The 13,035-nt window shown below is 67.1% G+C and carries 13 protein-coding genes; 3 read left to right on the forward strand and 10 right to left on the reverse strand.

Annotated elements, in window-relative coordinates; translation table 11 throughout:
• Positions 1-271 precede the first annotated feature (271 nt).
• Entirely contained in the window at positions 272-1,279 is a 1,008-nt protein-coding gene (locus tag AADX97_RS06350; RefSeq protein WP_374233861.1) for a D-cysteine desulfhydrase family protein, read from the forward strand.
• Between the two features lie 58 nt (positions 1,280-1,337).
• Here the strand turns inward: AADX97_RS06350 and AADX97_RS06355 are convergent, their stop codons facing one another.
• Positions 1,338-2,408, reverse strand: coding sequence for an endonuclease (locus tag AADX97_RS06355; RefSeq protein ID WP_374233860.1), 1,071 nt, complete (start codon positions 2,406-2,408; stop codon positions 1,338-1,340).
• Positions 2,409-2,730: 322 nt separating this feature from the next.
• Between AADX97_RS06355 and AADX97_RS06360 the strand changes: the two genes are divergently transcribed.
• Positions 2,731-3,423, forward strand: coding sequence for an SOS response-associated peptidase (locus AADX97_RS06360; protein ID WP_374233859.1), 693 nt, complete (start codon positions 2,731-2,733; stop codon positions 3,421-3,423).
• A 75-nt stretch (positions 3,424-3,498) separates the two neighbouring features.
• Positions 3,499-4,041, forward strand: a complete 543-nt coding sequence (locus AADX97_RS06365; RefSeq protein ID WP_374233858.1) for an SHOCT domain-containing protein — start codon at positions 3,499-3,501, stop codon at positions 4,039-4,041.
• Positions 4,042-4,173: 132 nt separating this feature from the next.
• Here the strand turns inward: AADX97_RS06365 and AADX97_RS06370 are convergent, their stop codons facing one another.
• From AADX97_RS06370 to AADX97_RS06410, 9 genes are all read right to left on the reverse strand, one after another.
• The gene (locus tag AADX97_RS06370) at positions 4,174-4,935 is read right to left on the reverse strand and encodes an ABC transporter ATP-binding protein (protein ID WP_374233857.1); all 762 of its coding nucleotides are present in this window, start codon (positions 4,933-4,935) and stop codon (positions 4,174-4,176) included.
• Between the two features lie 3 nt (positions 4,936-4,938).
• Positions 4,939-6,006 carry a FecCD family ABC transporter permease gene (locus AADX97_RS06375; RefSeq protein WP_374233856.1) on the reverse strand — a complete coding sequence of 356 codons (1,068 nt, stop codon included), beginning with the start codon at positions 6,004-6,006 and terminating at the stop codon, positions 4,939-4,941.
• A 29-nt stretch (positions 6,007-6,035) separates the two neighbouring features.
• Positions 6,036-7,097 carry an ABC transporter substrate-binding protein gene (locus tag AADX97_RS06380; RefSeq protein ID WP_374233855.1) on the reverse strand — a complete coding sequence of 354 codons (1,062 nt, stop codon included), beginning with the start codon at positions 7,095-7,097 and terminating at the stop codon, positions 6,036-6,038.
• A 6-nt stretch (positions 7,098-7,103) separates the two neighbouring features.
• A complete protein-coding gene (locus AADX97_RS06385; RefSeq protein WP_374233854.1) occupies positions 7,104-9,320 on the reverse strand; it encodes a TonB-dependent receptor in 2,217 nt (738 codons plus the stop codon).
• 175 nt (positions 9,321-9,495) lie between these two features.
• Positions 9,496-9,969 (reverse strand): transcriptional repressor LexA, encoded by a 474-nt coding sequence (gene lexA, locus AADX97_RS06390; RefSeq protein ID WP_374238573.1) that lies wholly within the window; start codon positions 9,967-9,969, stop codon positions 9,496-9,498.
• A gap of 54 nt (positions 9,970-10,023) precedes the next feature.
• On the reverse strand, positions 10,024-10,530 hold the full coding sequence (locus AADX97_RS06395; RefSeq protein ID WP_374236578.1) for a nucleoside 2-deoxyribosyltransferase: 507 nt from the start codon (positions 10,528-10,530) through the stop codon (positions 10,024-10,026).
• Positions 10,531-10,579: 49 nt separating this feature from the next.
• Entirely contained in the window at positions 10,580-11,845 is a 1,266-nt protein-coding gene (locus tag AADX97_RS06400) for a Y-family DNA polymerase (RefSeq protein ID WP_374236577.1), read from the reverse strand.
• 10 nt (positions 11,846-11,855) lie between these two features.
• Positions 11,856-12,461 (reverse strand): HD domain-containing protein, encoded by a 606-nt coding sequence (locus AADX97_RS06405; protein ID WP_374236576.1) that lies wholly within the window; start codon positions 12,459-12,461, stop codon positions 11,856-11,858.
• A gap of 68 nt (positions 12,462-12,529) precedes the next feature.
• Positions 12,530-12,964: a LexA family protein gene (locus AADX97_RS06410; RefSeq protein WP_374236575.1), complete on the reverse strand. Its 435-nt coding sequence runs from the start codon at positions 12,962-12,964 to the stop codon at positions 12,530-12,532.
• Between the last annotated feature and the right edge of the window lie 71 nt (positions 12,965-13,035).

The raw sequence follows: 13,035 nt of genomic DNA on the forward strand, positions 1-13,035 counted from the left end.
TGTCTCCCTGGCCATCGGATCGGCCACCGTTGCGAGAGGGCATCCTGGCACCATCGCGACCGACACACCGGTTTCGCAAGCTTGCGGAACACTCGGCACACCGCGGAGAGTAGACCAGTCAGCTATGGGGACGGGTGAACAAGCTCACGGAAAGGGCCCATCGATGCACCGGGACAAGAGACGCCCGAACCGAAACGGACCCCTGGAGCTGCGCTCGCGATCCGGTTCATCATGAATCGGATCGCAATTCCGATCTGCCGAGAAGCCCCCGATGACACCCCCATCCATTCCCCGCCTGAACCTGGCCTACCTACCCACGCCAGTCGAGCCGCTGCCCCGGCTCTCGGCCCTGCTCGGCGGTCCTCGGCTCTTCATCAAGCGCGACGACCAAACCGGCCTTGCGCTGGGCGGCAACAAGACCCGCAAGCTGGAGTTCCTGGTGGCCGAAGCGCAGGCGCAGGAGGCTCGTACACTCGTCACCGCGGGTGCCTGGCAGTCCAACCACTGTCGCCAGACCGCCGCGGCGGCGGCCCGCTGCGGGATGGACTGCATCCTGGTGTTGACCGGCGAGCGCCCCGCCGAAGCGTCCGGCAATCTGCTGCTCGATCACCTTCTCGGTGCGCGGATCGTCGCGACGTCCGATCGCCGCGACCGCGATCGTCTCCTCGCGGAGACCGTTGCGAGCGTCGCGGCGCAGGGCCGAGCCCCGTACCTGGTTCCCTACGGCGGCAGCAACCCGACCGGAGCGCTGGGCTATGCCTTTGCGATGGAGGAGGTCCTCGCACAGGGGATCGAGGTGGACTGGATGGTCTTCGCCACCTCCAGCGGCGGCACCCAGGCTGGACTGATCCTGGGGCAGCGCGTCTTCGGCTACCGCGGGACGCTCCTCGGGATCAGCATCGACGAACCGGCATCCACGCTGACGTCACAGGTCGCCGCCCTGGCGAGCGACGCAAGTGCTGCGCTGGGCCCACGCATCGCCTTCGATGCTGCGGACGTGCACGTCGATGATCGCTACTGCGGAGCCGGCTACGGGGTGATGACCGATCCGGAGCGCGAGGCGATCCGGATCTTCGCCCGCACCGAAGGCATCCTCCTTGATCCGGTCTACACCGGGCGTGCCGCCGGCGGCCTGCTGGATCTTGTCCGCCGAGGCTTCTTCCCGAGCGATGCGCGCATCTTGTTCTGGCACACCGGCGGGCAGCCCGCGTTGTTTGCCGAGCCGTACCGCAATGCGCTAAGCGAGACGCCCATCGGGCATGCGTCGGAGGAGGGTTGAGAGCACGCTCCCGATCGTCGGTAACAGAGTGCTCGAGCCATCCGATTCATCACTCCCGTCACAACCTCCGATAGTTCTCCACATAGCGGTTTCCCTTGCCCTGAACACGCCGGATCCGCCGGTTGCGCTCGATCTCCCACGCATCGGGCGGATCGGCATTGTTCCAGACCGCATAGAGCTTCTCGTCCTGCCGACTCAGAAGAAAGCCGTAGGTATCGCGCATGTAGAACATCGTCCGGGCAATCTCGCCGCGAACCGCATCGGGGGGTTGAACCCGGCGTAGGATCGGATCGAAGCGGATCGCGCAGTCGCCCAGAGGCTGCCCGGAGCGCAGCTCGCCCCAGTTGAAGTTGGAGCGCGCCGCGTTGATCGCACCGACGGCCGGGACGAGGTTGTGCAGATCGTTGTGGGCCGTGACGAACGTCGGGTCGACAAGCTCGCAGCAGGCGCGCCCCGAAAGGGTGTTCCCTCCGTCGCTCCGGCACTTGGAAAAGGCGGCGGGATCACGCCAACAGCGTCGAAAATTGCCGAACTGAGATGCGGGGAAGACGTGCTCGGCCTCGACCCGTTGCGCGCGGCTGCTGCCGACCAACGTGCCGAGCCCGCATCCCTCGAGATCGGTTCGGCCATTGCGATCGTAACGACAGCCACAGTAGAAGGTGACCCGGTGGCCGCTGTAGACGGTGTCGTAGAGCGCCGTTCTCGCCGCACCGAAGCTGAGCGCCATTCCCGACTGATCGGTGTTCGATGCACCGGGCAGGTCGAAGGGCCAAAGATCCCCGGGCAACCATCCCGGCACCTGCTCGGCCACGACGCGACCAAGCTCCGGGATGTTCAGCCCGTCCAGGTCGGACAGCCAAGAGCCAACGCCGGCGGTCGTATCACGCACGACGTCCAACAGCAGCGTGCGGATATCGCGCGTGATCTGGATCGCGCGCTGCGCATGCTCGGGCCAGGTCTGGACCAGCGACTCGGGCAGGAATGAAACCGAGCCGATGAGGGCCAGCCCGATACCGAGGATGCGCAGACCGATCAGGCTACCCTGAAGGACCGGAACGAGCCGGGCGAGACCCGAGAGCCGCGGAGATTGGCGCGGTGAAGGGCGTTTCGGAGACGGGCGACGGGGCATCGGGGACGGATCGACTTGACAGCGCGGCGGCCGGGCACTCTAGCAGAGCACGCCGACTGCTGGCACGCCAACCAGAGCGCAGCCACTTTCACCCGAGCGGCTGCATCACCCGGCACTGCGGATACGTCGAGCACCCCTAGAACCGATTGCCTACCCTCGGTCCCTTCTTCACGGTGCGCAGGACAAGCACGCTGCCGCACTTCAAACAGCGCCGCTCCGCCAGCGAACGGAACTCTAGGCGCGGGGCCGGTTCCGAGAAATGTACCGAACACCATGAGAAACAGACACCCGACGAGCTGCCGAACAGGAGAAGCCCAGGCTCATGTGCGGACGCTATGCCCAATTCACTTCGCCCGAAACCATCGCCGAGATCTTCGGCGCGACCCTCGGCATCGCGGACGGCAGCCCGCGCTACAACGCCGCCCCGCTGCAATGGTTGCCGGTGATCCGCCAACGCCCGAGCGGGGAGCGGATCGTTCAGTCGCTGCGCTGGGGTCTGCTCCCGAGCTGGGCGAAAGACGAGACCATCGCCAACCGGCTGATCAATGCCCGCGCCGAGACCCTGGCCGAGAAGCCCGCGTTCCGCTCGGCCTTGCGCAAGCGTCGCTGCATCGTCCCGGCCGACGGCTTCTACGAATGGGCCAAGCGCCCCGACGGCAAGCAGCCCTTCTACATCCATGCCTCGGACGGCACCCTGTTGGCCTTTGCCGGGCTTTGGGAGCGCTGGACACGACCCGACGACGGGGAGATCATCGACAGCTTCACCATCGTCACCACCGCGGCCAACGGACGGGTTCGGCCGCTCCATGACCGCATGCCGGTGATTCTCGCTCCCGAGGCCGTGGCCCACTGGCTCGATCCGGCGAGCACGCCCGAGACCGCGAGCGACCTGCTCGGCCCGTGTCCGGACGAGCTTCTCGCGCTTCACCCGGTCACACGGGCGGTCGGAAACGTGCGCAACGAGGGGCCTGAGCTGATCGCGGCGATATCCGAAGAGGCCACGCACACGCACTGACGAGGAACGGGCCCGACTATTCCGGATGTGTCGTCCGCGAGACCAGGGCTCGCCCGAGGAAGCAGGAGCAGGAACATGGACAACAGCATCTGGGTTTGGCTGATCGTCGGCGCGGTGTTCGTGCTCGCCATCCACAAGGCCATTGCCGATCACCGCGCTTACGCGGTCGCCAAGGCGGCCTATCGAGATGCCCTCGCGGCTTTGGCCGACGACCCGGCCGACACCGCCCTGCGCCAAGATGCCCTGCGCAAGGGCCGCGCCCTCACCGCTGCCGGGCAAACCCTCAACACCGGCACCAAGACACCGCGCGTCGCCGTCCATGACGAGCTGGTCATCCGCAACGACCTCGACGCGATCCACGCGGGCGCTTCGCACGCACCCGTGAGTATCGCGGACGGGCTCGCCAGGCTCGCCGCGCTGCATCGCGAGGGAGTGCTGACCCCGGAGGAGCTCGCGCGTCTGAAACGACAGATCACCGAGCGCTCGAGCGGCGTCGAGGATGTGATCCGGCTCCTGCGGGGTCTCAAGGCCCTCGAACGCGAGGGCGTGCTTACCGAGGGCGAATTCAACATCAAGAAGTGGGACATCCTCTCCGGGCGGCTGCTGCGCAAGGACTGAGCGATCGAGGGCCGTTCCGGCTGTCCCTCCGGTACGCGCGGTACTGGCCAAGGCTTGTTCCGAAAGCCAATATCGATGTCGACACCGGCGTCCTACCCATCGGATCCACCGCTCACCAAAGGTCCGGCGTCGCTACGTCGATCCGCGCGGGACCATGACAGCATAGCCGCCGACCTCGCCGCGAACGACCGGGATGCCGTAGGCCGTGCGCACCCGCTCCGCATCGAGATCCGCCATCGCCCCGCAATGGGTTGCGCCTGCAGGTCCCAGCAAGAGGAAGCGATCGGCAAAGCGCAGCGCGAGATTCAGATCGTGCAGCACCACCAGACCAGCCAGCTTCCGGTCGCGGACGACACCCCGGATGGTCTCCATAACCTCGATCTGGTTGCGCAGATCCAGGTGGTTGACCGGCTCGTCGAGCATTAGAAGACGGGGGTTCTGCACCAGGGCGCGCGCGATCAACACCTTCTGCAGCTCACCGCCGCTGAGTCTCGTGACGGGTCGATCACTCAGATGCGCCAGCCCCAGCCGATACAACATTTGCTCGACCGCGACGAGATCCACGCCTTTGTCCGTGTCCGCGCCCGCATGCGGAAGACGCCCGAGGAGAACCGCCTCGAAGACGCTCACCTGCACCGGTTGCGTCATCTGTGGGAGGTAGGCCACCAGCCGGGCGCGACGCGCGCGACTCAGCTGCGGAAGTTCGGCGTCGTCGAGTCGAATCCGGCCCGCTTGCAGGGGCAGGATGCCGGCGACCAACTTGAGCAATGTCGACTTGCCTACCCCGTTCGGTCCGAGCACGGCCGTCAGGGCACCGGGCGGGGCCTGCGCCGAAAGCCCGGACAAAACCGGCGCGCCTGGATAGCCGAAGTGAAGCGCCTCGATCGCCAGCACGGCTCAACGCTGCCCGCGCAATAGTAAGACGAGCAGGATAGGGGCCCCGACCAACGCGGTGACGGCTCCGACCGGGAGCATGGCAGGTGCGATCGCGAGGCGCCCCAGCGTGTCGGCGGCAAGAAGCACCAGCGCACCGGTCAATGCCGAGAGGGGAAGCAGAAAACGCTGGTCGGCACCGATCAGGAGCCGGACCGCATGGGGTGCGATCAGACCGACGAAGCCGATGACGCCGAGGAAGGCGGTCGCGATCGCCGCCAAGGTGGCGGCAGCGGCCGTGCCGATCAGACGTTGACGCACCACATCGACGCCCAGTGCACGGGCCGGGTCATCGCCCCACGCCATCGCGTTGTAGTGCTTTGCCGCGCGCAAGGGCAGCAGGCCGATCACCACCAGCGCTGCGGCCAGCCAGGCGACCTCGGGCCAGCCGGCGCGGCCCAGATCGCCGAAGGTCCAGAAGAGGGTCGCCGCGGCTTGGGTGTCGGAGGCGAAATACTGAACGATCATGGTCGCGGCGCTCGCAAAGGCACCCAAGGCGATCCCGGCGAGCACCACCGCCTCCGGCGTGAGCCCGCGTAGGGTGGCGATCGTCAGGATCACGGCCGCGGCACCGAGTCCGCCCAGCAGCGCCAGCATCACGACACCGGCCGGCGCGGTGAGGGTCACCGCCTGGGTGCCGGTGCTGTGCAGCTGACCGGCGCCGAAGAAGACGATCGCGCAGGTCGCCCCCAGTGCAGCACCTTGCGAGATCCCGAGCGTGAAAGGCGATGCGAGCGGATTGCGCAGCAGCCCCTGGAGCAGTGTCCCGGCCAGCCCGAGCGCAGCCCCGGCCAGCAACGCCGTGGCGACGCGCGGTAAACGAATACCCCAGACGACCTGGGTGCCGATCCCCTCCTGCCCCGGACCGGCGAGCAGGATCGACATGAGCGCCTCCAAGCTCAGTCGATAGGTCCCGCTTGCGAGCGACACCAGGGTCAGCACCAGCAGGGCGCCGGCCATGGACAGCCCTACCAGGAACCGACGCCGGAGCCGTCGGCGATAGAGTGCGAGCGGTGCTTCAGGAGCAGGCACGCCCCACCTCGCCGATCGAAGCGCGCGCCTCACCAGGCTCGAACCCCGCCGTTCAGCACATCCACGTGCGCGAAGCCGAGTCCGCTCCGCGCCAGCTCCTCGTAGAGAGGCCGGCGGAGGAAGAGTCGATAGAGCTCGTCGGCCTTGGCGCGTGGCTCCACGTCCGAGAAGGCTTCGGGGGTCAGGATCCCGGCGATGAACCAGGCATTGATGAGTGCGTGCTCGACGTTGGTGTTGTAGGCGTTGTACGGCAAGGTCGCATAGACCCGACCCTCGCGCACGGCGCGCAGCGCGCGGAACGCTCCCGGATTGGTCGCCTGCTCGGTGAGCACGGCCGGCACGCCGGCGGCATCGATGAACAGGGCCGGAGGATCCCACGCCAGGATCTGCTCGAGGTCGAGAAAGAGGTGTCCGCTGCGCCCGGTGCGGTCGGCCAGGTTCTCGGTGCCTGCCCAGGCGAGCGTTGGATGTCCCGCCTGCGTGCTGGTGAGTCCTTGCTGACCCTTAAGACTGACCCCGCCGAGATAGGCCGCGACCGGCGTTCGGTCGCCGACACGCTGCGCGAGCTCGGCGACCGAGGCATCCATGGCGCCGATCAGGGCCTCGGCCCTGGCATCGCGTCCCAGCGCCTCGCCGAGCCGACGCAGCGAGGCGCCGAACACGGCCGGATCGAGCAGTCCGGTCGCCCCGTAATCCAGGGCGAGGACAGGAACACCAACCCGTTCGCGCAACATGCGTCGCTGCTGCTCGTCGAGGGTGACGGAAATCGCGAGATCCGCACCGACCCCGACCAATGCCTCCAGATCCGGGAGTCTGCCCGCCCCGCCGGGACCGATGACCGGCAGGTGCGCGGTCGCCTCGCCCGAACGAAAGGCATAGGCCCGACCATCCGGGCTGCGACGCTCGATCTCCTCGATCGCGCAGAGATCCTCCACCGCATCGAGATACACCACGAATCGGAGCGCACCCGGACCCAAGGCGACGAGCCGCCGCGGGTTCGGCGCGCCCGTGTCCGTCACGCCGACGCCGAATCCGCTGGCCAGCGCGGCCGGCAACCCCAACATCGCACTCAATACCCGACGTCGATGCATGAGGCTTCAGAACTCCGTGGCGAGGCTCAGGACGATGCTCCGCGGTGCCCCGGCATAGAAGCCCACCGTGCCGGAACCGTCGTCCTGCGCATCGATTGCCCCGATGTACTTCGCGTCGAGAAGGTTGCTGACGTCCAGGCCCAAACGCAGACCGCCGAGCGGCCCGACCGGGGGTGAGACCCAGCTCGCCGAGAGGTCCAGCGTCCAATAGGCATCGACCGGCTGCCTGTTGAGCGGGTCGCCGTAACGTCTGCCGACATAGCGAACGACCGGCAAGACTTGCCAGGGCCCGCGCTCGAAGACGAGCCCGGCGCGCAGCATCCAGTGCGGGGTATCCGGTACCTGATTGCCCGCGAGCGGCAGCGTCTGGAGGCCGTTCGCTGTTCGCCGGGCCAGATCGTCGTCGAAGGTGTAGCTCAGATAGGTCGGGTTGAGGTAGGCGAGGAGATCGGGCGTGACGGCGTAACTGGCGAGCAGCTCAACGCCCTTCGACGTCGCCCCGCCGACGTTCTGGTGGTAGTTGAGGTTCACCGAAGGATCCAGGGCAACAGCCAGGAGGTCGTGATGCCGGGCATAGAAGAGTGTCGGCGCGAGCTCCAGGCGCTCGCTCGCCCATCGCAACCCAAGATCGATGTTGTCCGAGGTCTCCATCCGCCAGCTGTCGAAGAGATCCTGCAGGACCAGTCCCTGCGCCTTGAAAGCCGCGCGGTTGCTGGCATAGATGTTCGTCACGGGCACAAAGGCATAGGGGCGCATGTAATTGCGGCCATAGTTGGCATAGACCTCCAGTCGTCCCGATGCGTCCAACTGCCAACTGGCCCCCAGGTTCGGCGACCAGGCATCGAAGGTGAGCGCATCCAAACTCAAATCCGGGTCCGGGCCCGGGTTGCGGCGCAGCGCGGCGGACCATCCGGAGGGTGTGTCGGAATCGGTGCGATATGCCGTACTGGCCGGCTCCCCGTAGCGAAAGTACTTGATGCCGGCCTGCCAACGGAGCCGCGTCGAGGTCTGCCCCACCTGTAAATACGGGCTATTCACGGCTCCGCGTCCCTCGTTCTCGGCAAGATAGACCCAGCCGCTTGGCCGTCGACCTGTCGGCGTGACAAGCATCCGCCGAACCGCCTTCTCGAGATCGGCCGATTCCCACCAATAGCCGGTGCTGAGCTCGAAACCACCGACCTCGCCGATGTACTCGGCAATCAGACCGTAGCGGTCCAGGTCGCGAAACTGGTCCTGCAGCCCGTTGCGAAGGACGGCGTCTTCGCTCGACGCATAGGGCTTGAGGGTGAGGACACCGTCGGCAACCGGCACTGTGCCGATGCCGAGCAGATCGCGATTTTCGGTTTGGCTGAAGTAGAAGTCGTAGTAGTCCCGATCCAGCGCCGGATCGCCCGTGAAACGGGTGTTGTAGTCGATGTCGCGATTGCGCTCGACGTTCCGAGCCTGCTCATAGGTCAGCGGGCGAAGGTTGTGGGTGTTGGTGTCGGTCGCGTTGAAGAAGAGATCGGCGCTCGAGCCGGCAACCCCCTCGGCCAGATTCAGCCCAAAGGCCAGATTGCGCCGCGGCCCCAAGGAACCGGCGCCCTTCCATTTATCCGCATCCGTGTAGGAGAGGGACAGGAAGCTGCCGAGCCCGCCGACTATCGGACCGGTATCGAGCCGAACGAAGGCGCGCTGATAGGCATCCGAGCCATAGGCCAGACTTGCTTGGACGCCGGCCTCCGGTGCGGGACGGCGATAGCTCAAAGCGATGGCACCGCCGCGGTTCCCCACGGCCGAGCCGATCGCCAATGGGGCCATCCCCTTATAGAGCGCAAGCGACTCGATATTCTCGAAATCGAAAAGGTTGTCGCGCGGTCCGATCGGCATGATCCCGTAACCGGGCAATCCGTCGATGGAAAGCCCCACGAATTGGCTCTTCACGCCGCGGATTCGCATGAAGGTCGCGGCAAGGCCGTAGGGGTCCGTCATCTCGGTATCGACACCGGGCAGAAGATCGAGATTTGCAAAGACGTTGGTCCGCCCCGCCGCCCCGCTCGCACGCCTGCCTTCCTCCGTCAGCGCGCTGCCCGTATAGAGCGTGTCACCCGGAAACTGGACCGAGTAGATGGGCGACCCCACGACCTCGACCGTCTCCAGCTGCACCGCTTCATCCGAATGGCCAATCGCGGGCAGACATGCCACCACGGCGAGCGACAGGCCAAAAGGTTTCGCGTTCCACATCCACTTGTACTCGGATCAACAGGATGGCGCGAATGTTACTAAATATCACATCGTATTACCAGCCGCGGACCCGAGACCTACGGCCGCGCCCGGCGACTCTGGGCCGAGCAGGACGACAGCGACGCATCACCCGATCGATCTTCGACGGGCTCCGGTCGCGACATGCACCGCACCCTCACCCCGCCCGCACCACCCCCGACACCACCCCGAGGATCTCCACCTCGTCCTCGACGAACACCAGCGGGTCCATGGCCTCGTTCGCCGGCTGCAGGCGGATCCCGTCGAGCTCTCGGTAGAAGCGCTTGAGCGTGACCCCGTAGCCGTCGATCCGGGCCACCACCGTCTCGCCGTTCTCGGCCGTCGGGCGTTGCTCCACGACGACCAGATCGCCGGTGTCGATGCCGTCGTCGGTCATGGAATCGCCGCGAACATAGAGCGCAAAGCTGCGCTCGGCCGCATGCCGCTTCACCAGACGGGCAGGGACCGTCAGGGTCTCGCGCTCCTCGACCGCGAGGACCGGCTGACCGGCGCTGACCAGACCGAGCAGCGGCAGCTCGACGGTGAGCTCCTCACTCGGGTCGAGCGGCTCCAAGTCGGGGTGCCAGGTGGGACGCACCTGTCTACGAATCGGTTGCAACACATCGTCCATCGCGTTCTCCGGGCGGTGAGAGTGTATTCGGGGAGTTTAGTCGCAGAACCGGGATCATGCGCGTTCAATACCTGCTGAATCCCGCACCTCTCCGCCGATATCGAGAACACGGTCGGACCCGAACACCGCCTCTTGCAGCCTCGCTTGCGTGTTCACGATGGCGTCGCATGCCATCTCGACCATGGCGTTGACGATCGCCTCCGCCGACTCGCCCGCGCGCCGAAGATCGGTGCGGATCCCGACGATCTTCGCGTCCGCCGCCTTGGTCGCGAAGAAATACCCGATCTCCCACGCGGTCCCGTCGTCGACCTGGGTGCCGTCGAGCAGGGCGATCAGCAGATCGGCACGGTCGAGCCCGGCCTTGCAGCGCCGGAAGATCTCCGTGCGTGCCCCGGCCCCCAAGGCGACGATGGCCTCGGGCGTAATCAGCTCGTAAGGCCAAAGGATCTCGACGGCCTGGCCCCGTCGTGCCGCCTGCTCGAGCAGGAGGCGTTTGGTCTTGCGGTGCCAGTCGCGTTCGGCTTCGGTGAACAGCGGTCCTGCCAGATAGATGACGCGCATGATCGTCCCTCGAATTCCCGTGTGTTCGTCATCGAACCCCGCGTCGGGATTACCCCGCGCGTACCCTCGCCAACCCCGCCCAGCGCGTCGTCGAGATCCCGGAGCCACGCTCCGAGCGACGCCGCCAGCCGGACCCGCGCAGTTGACCCGCGAACCGCAGGGTCTCGCGCCCGTACTTGCGATTAACCGCATCCAGCACCGCCATGCGGCGCCGTACGCGCTCCTCCTCCCCGACCTCGGCGAACAGATCCGCCGGCGCCTGCCCGGCCGGGACCACATCCGGCAGCAGCACCCCGGCCTTGCGGTAGACATCCCCGGCGCGGAACAGCCGGTCGACCCCACTCGTTGCGGCCCGTACCAACGCCGTGCTGTCCTGGGTCGGCACCGGGAAACCAACGGTCACGGCGTTCGCATAGAATGCCCGGCCCGTCTCGAAGGGGTTGGTCTGCACGAACACCGTCAACGCCGGGGCGGCGAGCCCCTGCGACCGCAGCTTCTCCCCGGCACGGCTCGCAAACGCCGTGACCGCCGCCCGCAGCTCGGCCGGCGCGGTCACCGCGGCACCGAAGCTGCGCGAGACCATGACCTGCCGGCGGGGCGGCGCCACCTCCTCCAGCGCCAGACAGGCGCACCCGCGCAGCTCCCGAGCGATGCGCTCCACCACCACGCCGAAGGACGCGCGCAACCGCTGCGGATGCGCCTCGCGCAACGCCCGCGCATCGGCGATGCCGATCGCGCGCAGACGTGCGCCCGAGCGACCCGCGATGCCCCAGAGGTCTTCCACCGGAACCGCCGCCAGCACGGCGTCGGGATCCGGCAGCGCCGACCAGTCGAGCACCGGACCGGCCGGTCCCTGGCCCTTCTTGGCCAGCCGATTGGCGAGCTTCGCGAGCGTCTTGGTCGGGGCGATCCCCACCGCCACCGGGATGCCGGTCCAGCGCCGCACGGTCCGGGCGATCTCCAGTCCTAAGGCGGTGGGATCCCGGACCCCGGCCAGATCCAGAAAGCACTCGTCGATCGAGTAGATCTCGATCCGCGGGGCGAACCCCGCCAACACCTGCATCACCCGCCGCGACAGATCCCCGTAGAGGGCGTAGTTCGAGGAGAAGACGGCGGCGTCGGCCCGGCGCAAGACCTCGGCGTACTTGAAGTAGGGCGCCCCCATCGGGATGCCGAGCGCCTTTGCCTCGTTGCTGCGCGCCACCACGCAGCCGTCGTTGTTGGAGAGCACCACCACCGCACGCCCCTCCAGGCTCGGCCGGAAGAGTCGCTCGCAGGAGGCGTAGAAGTTGTTGCAGTCGACCAGGGCGAACATGGCGGGCACCTCACGGGCCATCCACGGCGGCGAGGGCCTCCACTGCCTGCCACTCGCGGTTCAGCGCCTGGTCGAGCGCCGTCGGCACGCGTCCGGCGAAGGTCGCGACCAGTTCCTTGTAGTACCAGCGCGTACCCTCAAGCCCTGCGCTGAAACGCGACCAGACCATCGCGCCGCATTCAACGCGGTCCAGGTGAATCGCTTGCAGATTGGCGAGCTTGTCGCAGGCCGACACCAGCAGCCCAGGCCCCGTGGCCTGGGCCAGATGCGCCATATAAGCCTCCTTGCGCTCCCGCCAGGGGGCCTTATGACCCGCCGCATCCGGCACGTCATCGGTGCAGAAGCGCACCAGCGCCAGCACCTCGGCGCCACACTCGGTCGCGATGCGCTCCGCCCAGTGTTCTCCCCCATCCTCGAGCACATCATGCAACAGCGCGGCGATGATCTGGTCGGCGTCCCCGCCGTAGCGCTGCACCAGCGTTGCGACCGCGACCGGATGGGTGATGTAGGGCAGCGCTAGCCCCAGGACATTGGCCGTGCCCTTGCGCACCTGCCCATGGTGGGCCTGCGCGGCCAGACAGAGAGCGGCCTCGAAACGGGTCGCGAAGGATGTCATGGGTGATTCCTCGGCAAAGGCACCAGACTAGCACTGCCCCGCGACAGTGACTGTCGCACCCGCACGGCTCAGAACGAATGCACGACATGGGCAACCACGCCCCAGACCACCAACCCCATCTCGCCCTGAATCTCCAGCGGCGCATAGTCCGGATGCTCGGGCACCAGCCAGACCCGCGCACCCTCGATCTTCAGGCGCTTCAGGGTCAGCTCGCCATCCACAGCGGCCACCACGATCGACCCGGACTTGGCCTCGCGCGAGCGATCCACCACCAGCAGATCGCCGTCGCGGATCCCCGCACCCGTCATGGAGTCCCCCTGCACCCTCAAAAAGAAGGTCGCGGCCGGATGCCGGATCAACTGCTCGTTCAGATCGATGGTCCCTTCCAGATCGTCGTCGGCCGGCGAGGGGAAGCCGGCGGGGATACGCGCGCCGAAGAGCGGGAGCGGGCAGGGGAGCGGGGCGAGGGTGCAGGCGTGCACGATCATCGGCGTGCCGAACACAGCGGATGAACCCGCGGCGCACTCAGGGCGCCGACGGCGAAATCGGATCGAGGCATGTCGGATGACCGGAG

Origin of the sequence: Thiocapsa sp. C2-2m (assembly GCF_041903745.1) — a bacterium.
GTDB lineage: Bacteria > Pseudomonadota > Gammaproteobacteria > Chromatiales > Chromatiaceae > Thiocapsa > Thiocapsa roseilacustris.